The organism is Aerosticca soli (assembly GCF_003967035.1).
GTDB lineage: Bacteria > Pseudomonadota > Gammaproteobacteria > Xanthomonadales > Rhodanobacteraceae > Aerosticca > Aerosticca soli.
Genome location: NZ_AP018560.1, coordinates 769,483 through 788,318, shown reverse-complemented (window position 1 = coordinate 788,318; position 18,836 = coordinate 769,483). Strand labels below are relative to the sequence as shown.

Annotated in this window: 20 protein-coding genes; all 20 read right to left on the bottom strand. The window is 71.1% G+C overall.

The genetic code is table 11. The features are described 5' to 3' along the window. Positions 1-7: 7 nt before the first annotated feature. Positions 8-655 (bottom strand): protein phosphatase CheZ, encoded by a 648-nt coding sequence (locus tag ALSL_RS03600; protein ID WP_126536511.1) that lies wholly within the window; start codon positions 653-655, stop codon positions 8-10. After that, positions 652-1,059: a chemotaxis response regulator CheY gene (cheY, locus tag ALSL_RS03595; protein WP_126536509.1), complete on the bottom strand. Its 408-nt coding sequence runs from the start codon at positions 1,057-1,059 to the stop codon at positions 652-654. Before cheY ends, ALSL_RS03600 begins: the two co-directional genes overlap by 4 nt. A gap of 34 nt (positions 1,060-1,093) precedes the next feature. After that, positions 1,094-1,897, bottom strand: a complete 804-nt coding sequence (locus ALSL_RS03590; protein ID WP_126536507.1) for an RNA polymerase sigma factor FliA — start codon at positions 1,895-1,897, stop codon at positions 1,094-1,096. A gap of 1 nt (position 1,898) precedes the next feature. Continuing rightward, on the bottom strand, positions 1,899-2,825 hold the full coding sequence (locus ALSL_RS03585; RefSeq protein WP_231700279.1) for a MinD/ParA family ATP-binding protein: 927 nt from the start codon (positions 2,823-2,825) through the stop codon (positions 1,899-1,901). Between the two features lie 5 nt (positions 2,826-2,830). Further along, positions 2,831-4,324, bottom strand: a complete 1,494-nt coding sequence (gene flhF / locus ALSL_RS03580; RefSeq protein ID WP_126536505.1) for a flagellar biosynthesis GTPase FlhF — start codon at positions 4,322-4,324, stop codon at positions 2,831-2,833. A 62-nt stretch (positions 4,325-4,386) separates the two neighbouring features. After that, positions 4,387-6,477 (bottom strand): flagellar biosynthesis protein FlhA, encoded by a 2,091-nt coding sequence (flhA, locus tag ALSL_RS03575; RefSeq protein ID WP_126536503.1) that lies wholly within the window; start codon positions 6,475-6,477, stop codon positions 4,387-4,389. A 37-nt stretch (positions 6,478-6,514) separates the two neighbouring features. Further along, complete coding sequence (gene flhB / locus ALSL_RS03570) at positions 6,515-7,660, bottom strand: flagellar biosynthesis protein FlhB (protein WP_126536501.1); 1,146 nt, start codon at positions 7,658-7,660, stop codon at positions 6,515-6,517. 14 nt (positions 7,661-7,674) lie between these two features. Further along, positions 7,675-8,466, bottom strand: coding sequence for a flagellar biosynthetic protein FliR (gene fliR / locus ALSL_RS03565; RefSeq protein ID WP_126536499.1), 792 nt, complete (start codon positions 8,464-8,466; stop codon positions 7,675-7,677). After that, complete coding sequence (gene fliQ / locus ALSL_RS03560) at positions 8,466-8,735, bottom strand: flagellar biosynthesis protein FliQ (RefSeq protein WP_126536497.1); 270 nt, start codon at positions 8,733-8,735, stop codon at positions 8,466-8,468. The genes fliR and fliQ overlap by 1 nt, the downstream gene beginning before the upstream one ends. Before the next feature lie 361 nt (positions 8,736-9,096). Beyond that, the gene (gene fliP / locus ALSL_RS03555) at positions 9,097-9,900 is read right to left on the bottom strand and encodes a flagellar type III secretion system pore protein FliP (protein ID WP_126536495.1); all 804 of its coding nucleotides are present in this window, start codon (positions 9,898-9,900) and stop codon (positions 9,097-9,099) included. Then, complete coding sequence (gene fliO, locus ALSL_RS03550; RefSeq protein WP_126536493.1) at positions 9,897-10,259, bottom strand: flagellar biosynthetic protein FliO; 363 nt, start codon at positions 10,257-10,259, stop codon at positions 9,897-9,899. The genes fliP and fliO overlap by 4 nt, the downstream gene beginning before the upstream one ends. An 11-nt stretch (positions 10,260-10,270) precedes the next feature. Beyond that, a complete protein-coding gene (fliN, locus tag ALSL_RS03545) occupies positions 10,271-10,594 on the bottom strand; it encodes a flagellar motor switch protein FliN (RefSeq protein ID WP_126536491.1) in 324 nt (107 codons plus the stop codon). Continuing rightward, the gene (gene fliM, locus ALSL_RS03540; RefSeq protein ID WP_126536489.1) at positions 10,591-11,610 is read right to left on the bottom strand and encodes a flagellar motor switch protein FliM; all 1,020 of its coding nucleotides are present in this window, start codon (positions 11,608-11,610) and stop codon (positions 10,591-10,593) included. The genes fliN and fliM overlap by 4 nt, the downstream gene beginning before the upstream one ends. Before the next feature lie 16 nt (positions 11,611-11,626). Beyond that, on the bottom strand, positions 11,627-12,139 hold the full coding sequence (locus ALSL_RS03535) for a flagellar basal body-associated FliL family protein (RefSeq protein ID WP_174928824.1): 513 nt from the start codon (positions 12,137-12,139) through the stop codon (positions 11,627-11,629). A 285-nt stretch (positions 12,140-12,424) separates the two neighbouring features. Further along, positions 12,425-13,561 carry a flagellar hook-length control protein FliK gene (locus ALSL_RS03530; protein WP_126536487.1) on the bottom strand — a complete coding sequence of 379 codons (1,137 nt, stop codon included), beginning with the start codon at positions 13,559-13,561 and terminating at the stop codon, positions 12,425-12,427. 156 nt (positions 13,562-13,717) lie between these two features. Then, positions 13,718-14,143: a flagellar export protein FliJ gene (gene fliJ, locus ALSL_RS03525; RefSeq protein ID WP_231700278.1), complete on the bottom strand. Its 426-nt coding sequence runs from the start codon at positions 14,141-14,143 to the stop codon at positions 13,718-13,720. Continuing rightward, positions 14,143-15,486, bottom strand: a complete 1,344-nt coding sequence (gene fliI, locus ALSL_RS03520) for a flagellar protein export ATPase FliI (RefSeq protein ID WP_126536483.1) — start codon at positions 15,484-15,486, stop codon at positions 14,143-14,145. The genes fliJ and fliI overlap by 1 nt, the downstream gene beginning before the upstream one ends. Beyond that, complete coding sequence (locus tag ALSL_RS03515) at positions 15,483-16,097, bottom strand: flagellar assembly protein FliH (RefSeq protein WP_126536481.1); 615 nt, start codon at positions 16,095-16,097, stop codon at positions 15,483-15,485. Before ALSL_RS03515 ends, fliI begins: the two co-directional genes overlap by 4 nt. Further along, positions 16,094-17,104 (bottom strand): flagellar motor switch protein FliG, encoded by a 1,011-nt coding sequence (gene fliG, locus ALSL_RS03510; RefSeq protein WP_126536479.1) that lies wholly within the window; start codon positions 17,102-17,104, stop codon positions 16,094-16,096. The genes ALSL_RS03515 and fliG overlap by 4 nt, the downstream gene beginning before the upstream one ends. Further along, positions 17,094-18,815 (bottom strand): flagellar basal-body MS-ring/collar protein FliF, encoded by a 1,722-nt coding sequence (fliF, locus tag ALSL_RS03505; protein ID WP_126536477.1) that lies wholly within the window; start codon positions 18,813-18,815, stop codon positions 17,094-17,096. The genes fliG and fliF overlap by 11 nt, the downstream gene beginning before the upstream one ends. Positions 18,816-18,836 lie beyond the last annotated feature (21 nt).

Here is an 18,836-nt window from a genome sequence, read left to right as displayed (position 1 = left end):
CGCGCCGTCAGAAACCGAACTCGCTGAGCAGGCGGTCGGCTTCTTCCTGGCTGGAGATGCGCTGGGCCGCACGCGCCGGTTCGCCGCCGGCCAGCGCCCCGGTGAGCTGCACCAGCTCCAGGAGGGCGCTCTCCACGCTGCCGATGAAATCGACCACCTTCTGGATGCGCTGCCCGGACAGGTCCTGCCAGGACTGCGCCATGACCATGTCGGCCAGCCCCTGGCTGCAGCGCTCGGCGAAGTCGCCGGCCTGGCGCGCGAGCACCGCGGCCGGATCGGTGGGGCTGTCGGTGAAGGCCAGCACCTCGCGCGCATTGGCGGCCAGCGCCTCGGCCTCCGGACGCATGCGTTCGGCGAAGTCGATGCTGCGGTGCGCGGCCTGCGCGCTCATTTCCAGCACGTCGTTCAAGTGCCGGCGGGCGTCGGCAACGCTGCCGGGCACGCCTTCCTGGGCCAGTTCACTGCCGAGCCGGCGCACCGCCTCGTGCAGGTCGCGGGCGAGCAGGCCGAGTGCGCGGAAGAGCTGCTGTTCGCGCTGGCGCACCAGGCGGTCCAGCGCGGCCTCGAAGGCGGCGCCGTCGGGACTGTCGAGCAGCGCGCGCAGTTCGGGCGGCAGATGGGTATGGTCGATGCTGGGCAGGACGGGCGTGTTCATGCGCTGGCTCCGCTGGCGGCGATGCGCTCGAAGATGCGGGTGAGTTTTTCTTCCAGGGTGACCGCGGTGAAGGGCTTGACGATGTAGCCGTTCACGCCGGCCTGGGCGGCGGCGATGATCTGGTCGCGGTTGTTCTCGGCGGTGACCATCAGCACCGGCAACGCCTTGAGCGCGGGCTCCGCACGGATCGCGCGCAGCAGGTCGATGCCGGTCATGTTGGGCATGTTCCAGTCGGTGATCACCAGATCGAACGGCTGGTTGCGCAGCAACGCCAGCGCGCTGTTGCCGTCGTCGGCCTCCTGGATCAGCGGATTGCTGAAACCGAGCTCGACCAGCAGGTTGCGGATGATGCGCCGCATGGTGGAGAAATCGTCCACCACGAGGATCTTCAGGTTCTTGTCCATGTTTCCTCGGGTTTTAAGGGCAAGGGGGAAGCGGTCATCGTCGCGGGGCGCCGGAGGACGGACGGGCGGTTTTTTTCGGCTTGCCACCGCCCGATTCCAGGTCGCCGCCGCCGTCGCGCCAGCCGGCCAGGCGCGCACGCAGGCGCACGACCGCCTGGCCGTGGATCTGGCACACGCGCGACTCGGTGACCCCGAGCACGGCGCCGATCTCCTTCAAGTTCAACTCCTGCTCGTAATAGAGCGACATGACCAGCTGCTCGCGCTCGGGCAGCGAGCCGATCGCGGCGATCAGCGCCTCGCGCAGGCCGTCCTGCTCGATGCTCTCGGCCGGCCCGAGGCCATCCGGATCGGCCACTTCCAGCGCCGCGGCGCCCTCGCCCTCGTCCGGCGCGGTCAGGCTGAGCAGCCGCGCGCTGGCGGCGTCGGCCAGCGCGGCGTGGTATTCCTCCGGCGACATGCCCAGCCGCTTCATCACCTCGGCATCGTCGGCATCGGCGCCGGTCTCGATCTCGATCTGGCGCACCACCTCGGCCATCTCGCGCACCTTGCGATGCACCGAGCGCGGGGTCCAGTCGCTCTTGCGCAGCTCGTCGAGCATGGCGCCGCGGATGCGGATGCCGGCATAGGTCTCGAAACTGGCCGCGCGGTCGGTGACGTAGTTCCGCGCCGCCTCCAGCAGGCCGATCATGCCGGCCTGGATCAGATCGCCGACGTCCACGCTCGGCGGCAGCCGCCCCATCAGGTGATAGGCGATACGGCGCACCAGCGGTGCGTGTTGACGCACCAGCTCGTCCGCGCTCTGTTTTTGCAGCTGCAGATATTCCGAGGCCACGCTCATCTCACCACCCCGTCACCGGTTCGGGCCGGCCGCCGAAGAAAGCGATGCGGTCCCGGCCCGCGCGCGCGGGTTCGCACCATGTATCGACCGACTGGGCCAATTGCTTGAATGCCTGGCCGGCGCGGCTGGCCGGCCACAGGTCCACCACCGCGCTTTGCCGGCGGATCGCCTGGCGCAGGCGCTCGTCGTGCGGAATCAAGCCCACGTATTCCAGGCTGATGTCGAGAAAGCGGTCACACACCCGCGAGAGCTTCTGGTGCAGCGCCTGCGCCTCGCCGGCATGGCGCACCATGTTGGCCAGCATGCGGAAGCGGCGCACGCCAAAGTCGCGGCTCAAGACTTTCATCATCGCGTAGGCGTCGGTCAGCGAGGCCGGTTCGTCGCAGACCACCAGCAGCACTTCGTCGGTGGCGGCGGCGAACATCGCCACGCCGTCGGAAATGCCGGCGGCCGTGTCGACCAGCAGGAACTCGGGCGGCCGCGGCAGCTCGTCGAAGGCGCGGATCACCGCCGCGTGCTCGGTGTTGCCGAGCTGCGCCAGGCGCCGCGCGCCGGAGCCGGCGGGAATGATCTTGAGCCCGTGCGGCGCCTCGACGATGAGTTCGGGCAGGCTGGCGGTGCCGTCGAGCAGGTGGCCCAGATGGCGGCCCGGGCTGAGGCCGAGCAGCACGTCGACGTTGGCCAGGCCAAGGTCGGCATCCAGCAGCAGCGTCTCGCGCCCGGCCTGGGCGAGCGCCATGCCGAGGTTCACCGCCACCGTGGTCTTGCCCACCCCGCCCTTGCCGCCGGTGACCGCGATGGCGCGGCACGGGCGCGCCGCCCGGCCGAGCCCGGCCGCCTGGTCGCCGATCGGCAGCGGCATGCCGGGTTGGCCGCCGAACATGTGGAACAACCCGCCCGCCTGGTGCATTGCCGGTCTCTCGTTCATGCCTTTCAAGCCATCGCCAGGCCGAAACGCTCGGCCATCAGTTCGTCGTCCACCGGCGGTTGCTGCCGGGTGCCCTTGGCCGCCCGGCACACCAGGGTGCGGGCGTCGGCCACCGCGATGTCCTCGGGGACGCGCTGGCCGTCGGCGGTGTAGTCCAGCGCCAGCTGGTGGCGGATCAGCACCGACAGCGCGCCGCCCAGACACGGCGCCTCGTCCAACTTGGTGAGGATGCAGGCGCCGGGCGCCAGCGGCAGGTAGGCGCGCACCGCCTCGTCCAGCGCCTGCGCCTGGGCATTGGCGGCCAGCACCAGGCAGGCACGCAGGCTGACCTCGCCGCTGTGCGCCACCTCGTTCAGCACGTCCATCTGCTGTTCCAGACGTGGGTCGCAGCCGGCCACGCCCGCGGTGTCCACCAGCACGGTGTGCTTGCCTTCCAGCATGCGCAGGACCTGGCGCAGGCTGGCCGCGTCGTCGGCGGGGTAGACACGCACGCCGAGCAGACGGCCGTAATGCTCGAGCTGGGCCGCGCCGCCGATGCGGTAGTGATCGGTGCTGACCAGCGCCACTTGGCCCGGTCCGTGCCGGCGCGCGGCGTGGGCGGCCAGCTTGGCCACGGTGGTGGTCTTGCCAACCCCGGTCGGACCAACCAGCGCCAGCATGCCGGGAGCGCCGGCGAGCTCGCGGGCGCCGACCCGCAGCGCCCGGCCGAGCAGGCCGAGCGGCAGGTAACGGGCCTGCTCCGGGTTGAGCTCGGCGGGCAGTCCGTCGGCCAGCCGGCGCGCGACGTCGGCATCGACGCCGAGTCGGGTGAGTTCGCGCAGGATGCGCGCGCGCAGCGGCTGGCGCCGCTCCATGTCGTTCCAGACCAGGCTGGACAGCTGCATCTCCAGCATGTCGCGCAGATCGTCGAGTTCCACGCGCAGGTGCCGGGTGTCGGCGGCGGTGCGCTCGAGCAGCGGATGTACACCCGGTGCGGCATGACCCGCTGTGTCGGCATCCGTCTCACGACGACCCGCCGTCCCCCGGGCGGGCGCGGGGGTGTCTGGGCGCGCCGCGGCGGCATCGCGTCGGGCGAGCGACGGCGCGCCGACGGCAGGCGACGGCATGTCGACGCCGGCCGGTTGGGCGGCACGACGCGACGCGGTGTCATGGCGCCCCGGCGCCGCGCCCGCGGTGCTGGCCGCGACGGGCGCGGCGGGCCGGTCCATCCGCGCCGCGGCCGTCTCCTCGCGCCCCGCTGCGGACGGGTCTCGCGGCAGCGGCCGGGCGGCGGCGCGCGTCGGTTCAGGCGCCGGCTCGGCCGGTGCCACGGCCGGCAACGGCACGCCCTGGCTGGCCGCCTCGCGCACCAGCGCCTCGTCGTAATCGACGGCGGCGATCACCTCGATGCCCTCGTCCAACCGGCGGGTGGACAGGATCACCGCATCGGGACCCTGTTCCTCGCGCACCAGGCGCATGGCCTGGCGCATGTCCGGCGCCACGAATCGCTTGATTTTCATGCCTCGCTCCGCTCGAAGAACCGGCCGTCAGCCCGTTCACCATGGCCGTGCCATGCCGGCTCTCAACGTCCCAGCGCCTGCACCAGCCGCACGCGGCGGTTGTCGGGCACTTCGTTGTAGGCGAGCACGTGCAGGTTTTGTGCCACATGCCGGGTGAAGCGGGCGAGCCAGGGCCGCAGGGCCGGCGGCACCAGCAGCACCGCCGGCTCGCCGTTCATTTCCTGGCGCCGCGCCGCCTCGGCCACCGCCTGCTGCAGACGGTCGGCCAGCCCCGGCTCCACCGCCGCGCCGGCCGGACCGCTGCCGGAGAGCGAGTTCATCAGGATCTGCTCGAGCTCCGGCGCCAGGGTGATGACCGGGATCTCGGTGTCCAGGCCGGCGATCTCCTGCACGATCTGGCGCCCGAGCGCCACCCGCACGGCGGCGGTCAGCACGCCGGGATCCTGACTCTGGCCGGCGTGTTCCGCCAAGGTTTCGACGATGGTGCGCATGTTGCGGATCGGCACCCGTTCGGCGAGCAGGTTCTGCAGCACCTTGACCACCACGCCGAGCGGCAGCCGCTTGGGCACCAGTTCCTCGACCAGCTTGGGCGCGGTCTGCGCCAGCCGGTCCAGGAGCTGCTGCACGTCCTGATGGCTCAGCAGTTCGTGGGCGTGGTTGCCCAGAATGTGCGAAAGATGCGTGGCGATGACGGTGGCCGGGTCGACCACCGTATAGCCCAGCCCCTGCGCGGTCTCGCGTAGGCCAGGCTCGATCCACACCGCCTCCAGCCCGAACGCCGGATCCCGGGTGGCGATGCCGTTCAGCGGGCCGTGCACGTGGCCCGGATTGATCGCCAGCAGGCGGTCGGTATACACCTCCGCCTCGCCCATGGACACGCCCATCAGGGTGATGCGGTAGGTGTTGGGGCCAAGGTCGAGGTTGTCGCGGATGTGCACCGGCGGGATCAGGAAGCCGAGTTCCTGCGACAGCTTGCGGCGCACCGACTTGATCCGCCCCATGAGCTCGCCGCCCTGGTGCACGTCCACCAGCGGAATCAGCCGGTAGCCCACCTCCAGCCCCAGCGGATCGACGCCGGACAGATCCTCCCAGGACAGCTCCATGCGTTCGGCCGGCGCGGCCGGCGCGGGCGTTTCGGCGGCCGGTGCGGCGAGCTTTTCGCGGGTCTCGCGCTCGCGCTTGAGCTTGAGGTAGGCCGCGCCGCCCAGGATGCCGCCGAGCAGCAGGAAGGCGAGGTTGGGCATGCCCGGAATCAGCCCCATCACGCCGAGCACCGCGCCGGCCACCGCCAGCACGCGCGGCTGGCCGAACAGCTGGCTCACCACCTGCTTGCCCATGTCCTGCGCGCGCGAGACGCGGGTGACGATGACCGCGGTGGCGATCGAGAGCATCAGCGAGGGCACCTGCGCCACCAGGCCGTCGCCGATGCTGAGCAGGGTGTAGGTGCGCGCCGCCTCGCCGGCGGACAGCCCGTGCTGCATCACCCCGACGATGAAACCGCCGATGATGTTGATGAACAGGATCAGGATGCCGGCGGTGGCATCGCCGCGCACGAACTTGGAAGCGCCGTCCATGGAGCCGTAGAAATCGGCCTCCTCGCGCACTTCCTGGCGGCGCTCGCGGGCCTGTTCCTGCGTCAACAAACCGGCGTTGAGATCGGCGTCGATGGCCATCTGCTTGCCGGGCATCGCGTCCAGGGTGAAGCGCGCGGTGACTTCCGACACGCGGGTGGCGCCCTTGGTCACCACCACGAAATTGATGATGGTGAGGATGGCAAAGACCACCAGGCCGACGGCGAAGTTGCCGCCGATGACGAACTCGCCGAACGCCTCGATCACCTTGCCGGCGGCGCCGGGGCCGTCGTGGCCGTGCAGCAGCACCACGCGGGTGGAGGCGATGTTGAGCGCCAGGCGCAGCAGCGTGGCGCCAAGCACCACGGTCGGGAAGGCGGCGAACTCCAGCGGCCGCATCACGTAGATCACCGCCAGCAGGATCACCAGCGACAGCGCGATGTTGAAGCTGAACAGCATGTCCAGCAGGAACGGCGGCAGCGGCAGCATCAGCATCGCCAGCGCGGCCAGCAGCATGATCGGCGCGCCGATGCCGCGCCGGCCGATCGTCTTCAGGTTGTCGAGCACGCCGATCGCGGCCATGCGCAGGTTCCTTTGGAAGCTTGGGGTGTCGCGCCCTTCAGGGGCCGGGCCGGTACGGGCCCATCAGGTCCGGGTCGATCTCGGGATTGGGCGCGACGGGCGGAACGTCGCCGCGCTGGGCGGCCTGTTTCAACTGGTAGACGTAGGCCAGCACCTGCGCCACCGCCACGTACAGCGTCACCGGGATCTCGCGGTCCAGCGCGGTAGTGGCATACAAGGCTCGTGCCAACGGCGGCGCCTGGACCTCGGGAATGCGGTGCGCGGCGGCCACCTGGCGGATCTGCCGGGCCAGTTCGTCCACGCCCTTGGCGATCACCCGCGGCGCGCCGGCGCGGCCTTCGTCATAGACCAGCGCCACCGCGAAATGGGTCGGGTTGGTCACCACCACGTCGGCCTTGGGCAGCGCCTGCATCATCCGCCGGCGCGACATCTCGTACTGCACGCGGCGCACGCGGCTCTTGATCTCCGGGTTGCCCTCGGTTTCCTTGGCCTCGTCCTTGAGTTCCTGGCGGGTCATGCGCAGGCGCTTGCCGTAGTCGTACTTCTGGTACAGCGCATCCAGGCCGCCGATCAGCGCGAGCATGCCGGCCAGCATCAGCGCCGCGCGCCCGAGCAGGCCCAGCCCGCGCACGATGCCGGGCACCACCGCGCCGGTGCCGGTGGCCAGCAGCTCGCCCTCCCAGTGCTTGAGCAGCAGGGCGAGCCCGGCACCGATCAGCACCAGCTTGAGCAGCGACTTGGCCAGCTCCTCCAGGGCGCGCATGGCGAAGATGCGGCGCAGGCCGGCCAGCGGATCGAGCCGCTCGAACTTGGGCGTGAGCGCCTGGCCGCTGAACAGGAGCCCGCCGAGCAGCGCCGGCGCGGCGAAGCAGGCCGCCAACGCGGCCAACGCGATCGGCGCGAACAAGGCCAGCGCCTCGCGCAGTGCACCGGCGAGCACCCGCGCGGGCAGCGCATCGGAAAACAGCGCCGCGCGATCGTAGGCCAGCCCGAGCGTGTAGATGCGCCGGGCGTGCACGTAAGCCGAGGGCGCGCCGGCGAGCAAGGCGGCGAGCGCGGCCAGCACCACCAGCGCGCCGGAAAGATCGCGCGAGCGCGGGACGTCGCCCTTCTCGCGCGCCTCCTTGAGGCGTTTTTCCGAAGGTTGTTCGGTGCGTTCCTGGTCGTCGTCGTGCTCGGCCATGGCAGCTCACCCGGTCAAGGCACCACGCCGGCGAGACGGCGCAGCAGCGTCCAGGCCGTCTCCTGCAGCGCGGTGAACGCGCCGGGCAGACCGCGCAGCGCGAGCAGCAGCACGACCAGGCCGAGCGTCAGCGTGATCGGGAAACCCACCGCGAAGAGATTCATCGCCGGCGCCGCGCGGCTGATCGCGGCAAAACCGGCGTTGACCACCAGCAGGGCGATCATCGCCGGCAGCGCCACCCGCACCGCGCCGGCGAAGAGTTCGCCGCCGAACAGCACCACCGCATGCAGGCCGTCCGCGCCGTCCAGCGCCGATCCCGGCGGCAAGGTACGCAGGCTCTCGGCGAGCAGGCCGATCAGGGCCAGATGCCCGTCCAGCGCCAGGAACAGCAAGGTCACCAGGGCGGTGTGGAACTGGCCGAGCACCGGCGTGCTGCCGCCCGCGCCGGGATTGATCGTCTCGGCAAAGCCCAGGTTCATGCTCTGCGCGATCAGCTGGCCGCCGAAGGCCACCGCCTCGAACACCAGCCGCAGCACGAAACCGAGCAGCGCGCCCTGCAGCAGCTGGCCGACGAAGGCCGCCACGCCGGCCGCCGAGAACGGCTCGAGCGCCGATCCCGGCATCAGCGGCACCAGCACCCCGGTAAGCAGCAGCACCAGCGCCGCGCGGATCGTCGCCGGTATCACCGTGGCGCCCAGCACCGGCGCGGTCAGGCACAGCCCGCTGACCCGCGCCAGCGTCCACAGCAGGCGGCCGAGCCACGGCTGCCAGCTCGCCGGATCGAGCACGAGCGGCGTCGCCGGCATCACTTCACCGCCCCCGGCAGCCCCTCGATCAGCTGCCGGGTGAAGGCGACCAGGGTGCGCAGCATCCACGGCCCGGCGATCAGTGCCACCAGCGCCATCGCGATCAGCTTGGGTATGAACGACAGCGTCATCTCGTTGATCTGCGTGGCCGCCTGCACCACGCCGATCAGGAGTCCCACCACCAGCGCGGTGAGCAAGAGCGGCATCGCCACCAGCATGGCCACGTACAGCGCATGCTGGCCGAATTGGATGACGGACTCCGGGGTCATACGAGAACCTCGCTTCGCGTGCCTTTGCCCCTTTTCCCCGCTGGCCGGCGGAAGGGGGCAAGCGCATGGCGCATCCCATTGCGCATGCATTCGAACGACGCGCTTGCGTGGCCTGCCACCGGACTTACGCCTACACAGCGCGTGCGGGAAGTCCGCGCAGGAAGCGCGCTGCTGTTGGGGGCCGCCAGGGCACGGCGGATGGGTGGCGGACCTGCCCGCAGGGTGGCCGGCCGGTTTTTCGTCGGCACGGGAACGGCGCCGTCGAAAAACCCGATCGCCCACCTGCGGAAGTAGCGAAAGGCCGATCCCTCACCCCGGCACCCTCCCCTACGGGACAAGGGAGAAAAGTGGGTGGCGAAGGTCATGTGTAGAAGCTCCCCGCCAGCGTGCCGACCAGCAGCGTCCAGCCGTCCACCAGCACGAACAGCATGATCTTGAACGGCAGCGAGATGATCATCGGCGAGACCATCATCATGCCCATCGACATCAGCACGCTGGCCACCACCAGATCGATGATCAGGAACGGGATGAACAGCAGAAAGCCCATCTGGAACGCGGTCTTGAGCTCGGAGGTGACGAACGCCGGCAGTGCCACCCGGAACGGCACCGCGTCCTTGTCGGCAAACGGCTTCTCGCCGGCCAGGCGGGCGAACAGCTGCAGGTCCGCGTCGCGGGTCTGGTCGAGCATGAAATGCTTGAACGGCGCGGCGGCGGCCGGCAGCGCCTGCTCGGCGGCGAGCTGGCCGTCCATGTAGGGTTTCACGCCTTCCGCGTAGGACTTGTGCAGCACCGGGGACATCACGAACAGGGTGAGGAACAAGGCCAGCCCCAGCAGGACCTGGTTGGGCGGCGTCGACTGGGTGCCGAGCGCCTGGCGCAGGAAACCCAGCACGATGATGATCCGCGTGAACGAGGTCATCATCAGCAGGATGGCCGGCAGCAAAGTGAGCGCCGTCATCAGCGCCAGCACCTGCAGGGACAGCGTCCAGGTCTGGCCGCCGCCCGGCGCGGTGCGCACGGTGAGCGCGGGCAGGCCGCCCGGGGCCGGCGCGGAAGCGGTGACGCCGGTGGCCGGCGCCTCCTGCGCCAGCGCGGGGGCGAGCGGCAACGCGAACGCCAGCGCAAGCAGCAGCAGGCGCAGCAGCCGGCACGGACGCGCGCTCATGGCCTGCGCCTCAGCCGGCCGAGCAGCTCGCCGAAGGCGGGCGGCGGAGCGGGCGGCGCGGGTTCGGGGGCCTGGCCTTCGTAGACATGCAGGGTGCGCACGCCGCCGGCACCGACGCCGATCAACAGCCGCTTGCCATCGGCGTCGAGCAGCAGCACCCGTTCGCGGGCACCGAGCGCCATGCTCTCGACGCAGCGCAGGCGCCGTCCGCCGGGCGCGGCGCGTGCCTGCAGCCGGCGGCTCAGCCAGCCGGCGAGCAGGATCAGCGCCACGATGGCGGCCAGGCCCAACACGGCGCGCAGCAGCTCGCCGCCGAGATCGACGGTCGGCATCGCCGCGGGCGCGATGGCAAGTCGCATGCGCATGGCCCTCAGCGCAGCTTGCGCACACGTTCAGCCGGGCTGATCACGTCGGTCAGGCGGATGCCGAACTTCTCGTTGATCACCACCACCTCGCCATGCGCGACCAGGGTGCCATTGACGAACACGTCCAGCGGTTCGCCGGCGGCGCGGTCCAGCTCCACCACCGAGCCCTGGTTGAGCTGCAGCAGGTTGCGGATGCTGATGCGGGTGCGGCCGACTTCCATCGACAGCGTCACCGGCACGTCGAGGATCATGTCCAGGTTGACATCCGAGTTCTCGCCGGCTTCGGACGTCGGCGCGGCGGCCTGGGCGGCCGGGTCTTGGGCGTTCATGCGGTCTTTTTCTCCAGGTCATCGAGTTTGTCGGCCAGCGCCGCCTCGCGGCGGCCGGCGGGGGCGAGATAGCGCACCGCGGCGCGGCCGTTGGCCTGACCGTAGCGGGCGCGGAAAATCGGTACGTCCTCGGCGAACACGGTGGCGGTCTCGGGCAACTGCACCGGAATCACGTCACCCGGGCGCAGGCGCAGGAAGTCGCCGATCGAGAGTTCGGTCTCCAAGAGCAGCGCGCTCAGCTCGACCTCGGCGTCGAAGATCTCCTCGTGCAGCAGCTCGGCCCAGCGGTCGTCGCGCTCGACGCGGTCGCTCTGCACGCCGGCATCGAGCAGGGTGCGGATCGGCTCGACCATCGCATACGGCAGGGTTAGGTGGATCTCGCCGCCGCCGCCGTCGAGCTCGACGTGGAAGCGCGACACCACCACCGTCTCGGTGGGACTGACGATGTTGGCGAACTGCGGGTTGATCTCGGAGTTCTGATATTCGAATTCCAGCGCGAGCACCGGCGCCCACGCCTCGACGGTGGCGGCGAAGAACTCGTTGAGCAGGATCTGGATCACCCGGCTCTCGGTGGGAGTGAAGTCGCGGCCCTCGATGCGCGCGTGGAAGCGCCCGTCGCCGCCGAAGAAGTTGTCGATCACGCTGAACACCAGACGCGGTTCGAACACCACCAGCGCGGTGCCGCGCAGCGGCTTCATGCGCACCAGGTTCAGGCTCGCCGGCACCACCAGGCCGTGCACGTACTCGTTGAACTTGAGCATCTTCACGCCGAGCACGGCGACCTCGCAGGTCTTGCGCAGGACGCCGAACAGCGCGGTGCGGAAATAGCGCGCGAAGCGGTCGTTGACCATCTCCAGCGTCGGCAACCGGCCGCGCACGATGCGGTCCTGCTGGGTGAAGTCGTACGGCCGTACCGCACCGGGCGGCAGCGGCTCGTCGCTGCCGGTCTCCACCTTGCCGCCGTTGACGCCCTCGAGCAGGGCGTCGATCTCCTCCTGGGAAAGCAGGTCGCTCATGCCTTCGAGGCTCCGGTCACTGCATCACGAACGAAGTGAAGTAGAGCGCCTCGATGCCGGGCTTGCCATAGCGCGCCTGGACGATGCCGCGCACGGTGGCCAGCGCCTGCGTCTGCAGTTTCTGCTTGCCGGCCGGGTCGCTCAGGATGGCAAAGCTCTGCGCACTGAACAGCTTGACCAGCGCGTCGCGGATCACCGGATCGGCGGCCTTGGCCGCCTCCAGCGCCTTGGGGTCGTGGGCCATCAGGGTGACCCCGACCTGCAGGAAGCGCATCGAGTCGTCGTCGCGGAAATTGACCACGAACGGCGGCTCCAGGGCGAGATAGAGTTCCGGGCCGGCCTCCGCCGCGGCCTCGGCCTTGGCCGCCGGCGCATGGGCGCCATGCCGGGCGAACAAGAAATAACCGCCCACGCCCAGACCGATCAGTACCAATGCGATCACCCCGATCACCAGCAGACGGCGTCCGCCGCCGCGCTTGGGCGCCGCCTCGGCGGTCTCTACCGCTTGCTCCGCTTCCATCTTGGCCATGCTGCCGAACCTCGTTGCCTGTCGGTAGCCCAGCCTTAGCAAGGGCCATGCCATGCAATGTGGCCTGCCCCGATGAGGCTACGCCGGCGTCGACAGGGCACCGGCCGGGACGAGCGGCCGGCGCAGGGGCTGGGTTCGGCGCGCGCACCGCACGGCCGAAGTGCGTGGCGCCGCCGGACCGGCGCGATTGCTCGGCTCATGCCGACGGCAGGCAATGGCGGCGTTTTCTTGACGCCCGCCGGGCGGTCGGCGTGGCACGGCGACGGCCGGCCGCCGCGGGGGCTTTCAGGCGAAGGTGTCCAAAAGGCCGTTGCCGCGCACGACGCCCGTCATCGGCGGCACGTCCTCGCGGGCGGCTTCGCTGCCGGTACCGGCCGTGGCGGCCCCGCCATCGGCGCCGCCACCGCCGCCCTGCTGCTGGCCCACCTGGGCCTGGCCGAGGCTCAGGCCCTGCTGGGCGAGCAGCGCGTCGAGCTGCGGCAACGTCTGCTGCAGGGCATGCACCACGCCCGGATGCTGGGCGGCGAAGCTCACGTCGACCTGGCCGCCGTGCTGCACGCTCACCTTGACGTCGACCTGGCCGAGATCCTCCGGATGCAGGCGGATGCGCGCCTGCTTGATGTCCTGCTGGCCGAGCCAGACCACCTGCTGACCCAATTCCTGGGCGAAGACGGGCGTGCCCGGCGTGCTGGCCACGTCGAGCCGATGGACCGCAACGGGCGCGGCGGCGGCCGCCGGATGGGGGGCGAGCGAGGTCATCCATGCCGGCACCTCGACCTGCGTCCGCGTGGCGGCAGGGCCTTGCGAATCCGGCGTGCGGCTGTCCGCAGCCAGGCTCGCCAGCACGCCGGACCGGCCCGTGAAAACCTCCGACGGGTCGCCGGCAAGGGCCGCCGCGGGACGCGCCGCCGCGTCGGCGTCGGCCGGATCGCCATCCGGCGCCGCCTCCGTGCTGGCGCTGGTCGGCCGCGCGTGCGCGCCGGCGGCCAGCAGCTTGGCGACGCCGCCGCTGGCCGCGCCGAGTGCCGCCGGGGGCGTATGGCCGAGCATCGCCCACAGACTCGCGGCCAGGGTGCCGGCGGCGCTGCCCTGTGCGGCGGTCGCGGAGGCGTCGCCGTCGTCAACCTCGCCCTTGTCCGTCGGGGCCGAGGACAAACCCGCCACCAGGGCGGCCGCCATGTCCGGACCCTCGGACGCCGTGTCGGCGGCAGGCGCCGTCGCCGATGCCGACACGGGCGAGGCGTCGGGCAACGGCGCATCGTCCGTCTGCGCGTCGGCGTGTGATTGCCGGCCATGCCCGTGGCGCGCGGCGACGAGCTGCTGGCCGAACAGGGCCGCCGCCTCGACGCCGGCATGCACGCCGGCCGCGGCGCTCACCGGACTGACTGGGGAAACGGGCGTCACCGTCAAGGAACCGGACATCAGGCTGTCTCCGAAAGGCAGGACTTTGGGGGGATCACCGACGCGCGCGGCGGCCTGCCGTCATGCGCCGAGGCCCGGGCGGCCATCCGGCACCGCCCGGCGGCTTCATCTTCATCACCATAACGACCGGCGCTGCGCCCGCTTCGACCATCGCACTCAACCCGTCGGCGGCCGGCGCGGACCGCGGTCGTCGATCTCGCGCTGCTCGCGGCGTTCCTCGTGGCGGCGCTCCTCGTCGCGATAGCGCTCGATCACGCCGTCCAGCGCGGTCTCGCGGGCATGGGCGGTGCGCCATTTGAGGCGCGCCTGCTCGAGCAGACGCTGCTGGCGTTCGATCTCTCGCTGCTGCTGGGCGATGGCGCGGTCGATGCGTTCGACGAACTGCTGCCGGTTGAGCAACGCGCTGACGCTCAGGCCGCCGCCGGCGTCGAGCGCGTATTCCTGCCGGTAACCTTTGAGCTCGGCGAGCTGGCGTTCGGCGCGCACCAGCGCCTGCTGGCGCTCGGCGAGCTCCGCCACCGCGTCCTCGCTGCGCTGGCGGGCCTGATCGGCGGCCGGTTGCAGGCGTTCGGCGCGGCTCATCACCCGTCGACCTCGACGGCGATGGCTTCGAGCGCGGCGACCGCGGCGGCGAGCGTGACCGGCTCGTCCACCTCCTGCTGCAGAAAGGCACGCAGCTTCGGCCACAACGCGATGGCCTGGTCCACCTGCGGGTCGGAACCCTTCTGGTAGGCACCCACCGCGATCAGGTCGCGCTGCTGCCGGTAGGCCGCGTACACCTGGCGGAAACGCTGCGCCGCGCGCTGCTGGTCGCGCGTGGTGACCGCCGGCATCACGCGGCTGATCGAGGCCTCGATGTCGATGGCCGGGTAGTGGCCGGCCTCGGCGAGATCGCGCGAAAGCACCACATGGCCGTCCAGGATCGCGCGCGAGGCGTCGGCGATCGGGTCGTGGCGATAGTCGTCGCCCTCGGTGAGCACGGTGTAGAAAGCGGTGATCGAGCCGCGTCCCTCAGCGTCGTTGCCGGCCCGCTCGACCAGCGCCGGCAGCAGCGCGAACACCGAGGGCGGATAGCCCCGCGTCGCCGGTGGTTCGCCGATGGCGAGCGCGATCTCGCGCTGGGCCTGCGCGTAGCGGGTCAGCGAATCCATCAACAGCAGCACGCGCTGGCCACGATCGCGGAACCATTCGGCGATCGCGGTGGCGTACTGCGCGCCGCGCAGCCGCTTGAGCGGCGGCGCGTCGGCCGGGGCGGCGACGATCACCGCGCGGCGGCGGCCTTCCTCGCCCAGGGTGTGCTCGACGAACTCCTTCACTTCGCGGCCGCGCTCGCCGATCAGGCCGACCACCACCACGTCGGCGTCGGTGTAGCGGGTCATCATGCCCAGCAGCGTGGACTTGCCCACGCCCGAACCGGCGAACAGACCCAGACGCTGGCCGCGGCCGACGGTGAGCAGGGCATTGATCGCGCGCACGCCGGTGTCGAGCGGGGTGTCGATCGGCTTGCGTGCCATCGGATTGATCGGCTCGCGCTTGAGCGCGGCGAACTCGCCGGTGTCCAGCGTGCCCAGGCCGTCCAGCGGCAGGCCGTCGGCGCCGACCACGCGGCCGAGCAGCCCCGCCCCGACCGGCAGGCCGCCGGCGCGCGCGAGCGGCCGTACCCGCGCATTGGGCAGCACGCCGTGCATCTCGTCGACCGGCATCAGCAGCAGGCGCTCGTCGGCGAAGCCGACCACCTCGGTCTCCAGCATCGCGCCGTCGGCGGCGTCGACCAGACAGCGCGCGCCGAGCGGCGCCTCGCAACCCTCGGCCTCCAGGGTCAGGCCGACCACGCGGCGCAGCCGGCCTTCCACGCCGGGCTCGCGCGCCTGCGCCGCACGTTGCGTGCGCCGGGCCAGCCGTTCGCGCCACACGGACTGGTTCATGGCGCGTCGCCCTTCTCCGCGCCGAGCACGGCATCGATCACCGCCGTCAGCCGCGCCTCCAGGGTCGCATCCAGCCGCGACTGCGTGCTCTCGATCCGGCAGCCGCCGCGGCTCAACGCCGGATCGGCGATGAGCTGCCAGCCCGCGTCGGCGGCGCCGCTCTCGCGCAGCAGCTTGAGATCATCCGGGTGCAAGTGGACGCGCAGCTCGCGGCTGCCGGCGGGCAGCAGGCCCACGGCGCGGTGCACGGTCTCGACGATGCGCTGCGGATGCACGCTCAATTCGTGGGCGAGCACGCGCCGGGCGATGGTGACCGCCAGTCTGGCCAGTTCTTCCTCTACCTCGATGTCGAGCCGCGCCAACGGTTGCGCGGCGGCGGCGAGCATCGCCTCCAGACGGGCCACCCGCGCCTCGATCTCGCGCCGGCCGGCGGCCAGGCCCTCGCGATGGCCGGCGGCATAACCCTCCTCGCGCGCCTGCCGCTCGATCGCCTCGAGCTCGCTCACCGTCGGCCGCGGCGGTTCGGCCGGCGGCGGCGGTGTGTCGCCGACCATCGGCGGTTCCCAGCGGGTGAAGCCCGCGGCGACTTCGCGGTCGAGGATGCCGTTCATGAAACCATCTCGTCACCGCCGCCGGCGGACAGGGTGATCTGCCCGGCGTCGGCCAGCCGCCGCGCGATGGAGAGGATCTCCTTCTGCGCGGCGTCGACCTCCGACACGCGCACCGGCCCGGCGACCTCCAGATCGTCGCGCAGCATGTCGGCGGCGCGCTTGGACATGTTGGCGAAGATCTTCTCGCGCACCGCCGGCTCGGCGCCCTTGAGCGCCACCACCAGGCGCTGACTCGGCACCTCGCGCAACAGCGTCTGCATGCTGCGATCGTCCAGGCCGACCAGATCGTCGAAGACGAACATGAGTTCCTCGATGCGGCCGCCGAGCGTCGGGTCCTGACTGCGGATCGCGCTCATCAACTCGACCTCGCGGCTGGTTTCCATCTCATTGAGGATGGCCGCCGCCGCCTTCAAGCCGCCGATGTTGGCCGACTTGAGCTTGTTGCTGGTGCCGTTGAACTGGCGCTCCATGATCTCGTCGAGCTCGTTGAGCGCCTGGGGCTGCACGCCGTCCAGAGTGGCGATGCGCATCACCACGTCCGGCCGCACGCGGGTGGGCAGATAGCCCAGCACCTCGGCGGCCTGGTCCGGCTCCAGGTGCGCGAGCACCAGGGCGATGATCTGCGGGTGTTCCTGGCCGATCATCTCGGCGATGGCGCGGCTTTCCATCCACTTGAGCGATTCCAGGCCCTTGCTGGAACGGCCGAGCAGGATGCGGTCGATGAGGCTGCCGGCCTTGCTCTCGCCAAGCGCGTTGACCAGGATCTTGCGGATGTATTCCTCGGTGCCGACGCCGATCGCGGTCTGCCGGTTCATGTCCTCGCTCAGGCGGTCGAGCACCTGGACCACCTGCTCGCGGCTCACGCCGCTTAAGCCGGCCATGGCCGAACCGACCGCCTGCACGTCGCGTGCGGACAGGTACTTGAGCACCTCCGCGGCGTCCTGCTCACCCAAGGTGAGCAGCAGGATGGCCGCGCGCTGGGCACCGCTGATCGACTCAGTTGCCATCCTCGTTCACCCAGTTCTTGACCACTTGCGCGACCTGTTTGGGATTGTCCGCCACCATGCGCCGCGCCAGGCCGATGCGCTGCTCGTAGCCCAGACCGGCAGAGGCCGCAGGTCCGCCGAGCTGGCTGCGCTCGACCGGCGCCGCCGGCTCCTCGGTCGCGACGCGGACGGCCACCGGCGGCGCGCCGCCGGCCACCGCCAGGGTCTGCGCCGGCGCCGCGCCACGCGTCAGCCCCTTGAGCAGCGGCCGCAGCAGGCCGAAGGCCACCAGCAACGCCACCAGCACGCCCAGGCCCTGCTTGACCAGATCCAGCACGCCCGGTCGCTGCCAGAACGACAGCTCGGTCGGCCCCTCGGCCGCCGGCGGCTGATGGAAAGGCTGGTTGACCACGCTCACGCTGTCGCCGCGCTGGGGGTCGAAACCGACCGCGTTCTTGACCAGATCGGTGAAATGGGCGAGCTCCTGCGGCGTCAACGGCACGCTGGTATCGCCCTTGGGGCCCTGCACCAGCTTGTTGTCGACCACCACCGCCACGGTGAGCCTGGCCAGCCGGCCGGCCGGATCGCTGACATGGCTGATGGTGCGGTCGAGCTCGTAGTTGCGGGTGGCGCTGCTCGAGGTATCGGCGGGCGGCGGCGTGGCCGCGCCGGCCGTCGCGTTCGCACCCGTGCGCGGGGCCGCGGCGGGCGCTGCCGGAGCGGCGCCCGGCTGTGCGGCGGTAGCCTGCGCGGGCGTCACCGGCGGCTGATTGCTGAGCGCGCCGGGAATGCCCTCGTTCGCCGGCGTTCCCGTGTGCTGCTCGCTGCTCACCTGCTCGCTGCGCAGCGCGGGATGCTCGTGGTCGTAGGTCTCGGTGGCCTTCTCGGTCTGGCTGAAATCGAGGTCGGCAAAGACCTGTGCATGCACCTTGCCCGGCCCGACCAGCGGCGTCAGCAGTTCCTCGATGCGCTGTGCGTAGGTGTTTTCCATGCGCGTGGCCAGCCGCAGGCGGCTGTCACCGACCGCGCCCAGGCCATCGGCCGCATTGGCCGTCAGCAGCTGGCCCTGCTGGTCGACCACCGAGACCTGCGCGGGATCCAGCTCCGGCACGCTGGCCGCGACCAGATGCACGATCGCCGCCACCTGCCCCGCATCGAGCTGGCGCCCGGGATAGAGCGTGAGCAGCACCGAGGCGCTGGCCTGGCGGTTGTCGCGCACGAACGCCGAAGGCTTGGGCAGCGCCAGATGCACGCGCGCCGCCCGCACGCCCTGCAGGGTGGCGATGGTGTTGCCGAGATCGGTTTCCAGCAGCTGCTGGTAGCGGGTGCGCTCGGCCAGGTCGCTCATGCCGAAGGGCGAGTCGGCGCCGGGCAGCGCAGCGGCGGCACTGCCCTGCGGCAGGCCCTGCGCGGCGAGCTTGAGCCGGATCGCCGGCAGGTCGGCGGCCGGCACCATGATCGAGCTGCCGTCCGGACTCAGCTTGTAGGGCGTGTTGGCCGCCTGCAGCGCCTGCACGATCGCCGCGGCGTCTTTCTGTTCGAGTCCGGCATAGAGCAGCCCGTAATTGGGACCGCGCGACCACAGCACCACCGCCACGCCGAGCGCCACTGCCGCGGCCATGCCGATCAGCAGCAGCAGCTGGCGTGTGCCGGGACTGCGCGCGAGCTGGCGAAGATCCAGCCGCTGGATGCGCTTGCTTTCGTCGCTGGTGACGATGGGGTTGTCGGCCATGGCGGGGACGGTCTGTTTCCG

Coding starts and splice junctions, on each gene's coding strand:
- ALSL_RS03530 (WP_126536487.1), bottom strand. CDS start 13,561: ATGTCCGGTTCCTTGACGGTGACGCCCGTTTCCCCAGTCAGTCCGGTG.
- fliM (WP_126536489.1), bottom strand. CDS start 11,610: ATGAGCGACCTGCTTTCCCAGGAGGAGATCGACGCCCTGCTCGAGGGC.
- ALSL_RS03590 (WP_126536507.1), bottom strand. CDS start 1,897: ATGAGCGTGGCCTCGGAATATCTGCAGCTGCAAAAACAGAGCGCGGAC.
- fliN (WP_126536491.1), bottom strand. CDS start 10,594: ATGAACGCCCAAGACCCGGCCGCCCAGGCCGCCGCGCCGACGTCCGAA.
- fliG (WP_126536479.1), bottom strand. CDS start 17,104: ATGGCAACTGAGTCGATCAGCGGTGCCCAGCGCGCGGCCATCCTGCTG.
- cheY (WP_126536509.1), bottom strand. CDS start 1,059: ATGGACAAGAACCTGAAGATCCTCGTGGTGGACGATTTCTCCACCATG.
- ALSL_RS03585 (WP_231700279.1), bottom strand. CDS start 2,825: ATGAACGAGAGACCGGCAATGCACCAGGCGGGCGGGTTGTTCCACATG.
- fliI (WP_126536483.1), bottom strand. CDS start 15,486: ATGAACCAGTCCGTGTGGCGCGAACGGCTGGCCCGGCGCACGCAACGT.
- flhB (WP_126536501.1), bottom strand. CDS start 7,660: ATGGCCGAGCACGACGACGACCAGGAACGCACCGAACAACCTTCGGAA.
- ALSL_RS03535 (WP_174928824.1), bottom strand. CDS start 12,139: ATGGCCAAGATGGAAGCGGAGCAAGCGGTAGAGACCGCCGAGGCGGCG.
- ALSL_RS03515 (WP_126536481.1), bottom strand. CDS start 16,097: ATGAACGGCATCCTCGACCGCGAAGTCGCCGCGGGCTTCACCCGCTGG.
- fliR (WP_126536499.1), bottom strand. CDS start 8,466: ATGCCGGCGACGCCGCTCGTGCTCGATCCGGCGAGCTGGCAGCCGTGG.
- fliJ (WP_231700278.1), bottom strand. CDS start 14,143: ATGAGCCGCGCCGAACGCCTGCAACCGGCCGCCGATCAGGCCCGCCAG.
- flhA (WP_126536503.1), bottom strand. CDS start 6,477: ATGGCCGCGATCGGCGTGCTCGACAACCTGAAGACGATCGGCCGGCGC.
- fliP (WP_126536495.1), bottom strand. CDS start 9,900: ATGAGCGCGCGTCCGTGCCGGCTGCTGCGCCTGCTGCTGCTTGCGCTG.
- flhF (WP_126536505.1), bottom strand. CDS start 4,324: ATGAAAATCAAGCGATTCGTGGCGCCGGACATGCGCCAGGCCATGCGC.
- fliQ (WP_126536497.1), bottom strand. CDS start 8,735: ATGACCCCGGAGTCCGTCATCCAATTCGGCCAGCATGCGCTGTACGTG.
- ALSL_RS03600 (WP_126536511.1), bottom strand. CDS start 655: ATGAACACGCCCGTCCTGCCCAGCATCGACCATACCCATCTGCCGCCC.
- fliO (WP_126536493.1), bottom strand. CDS start 10,259: ATGCGACTTGCCATCGCGCCCGCGGCGATGCCGACCGTCGATCTCGGC.
- fliF (WP_126536477.1), bottom strand. CDS start 18,815: ATGGCCGACAACCCCATCGTCACCAGCGACGAAAGCAAGCGCATCCAG.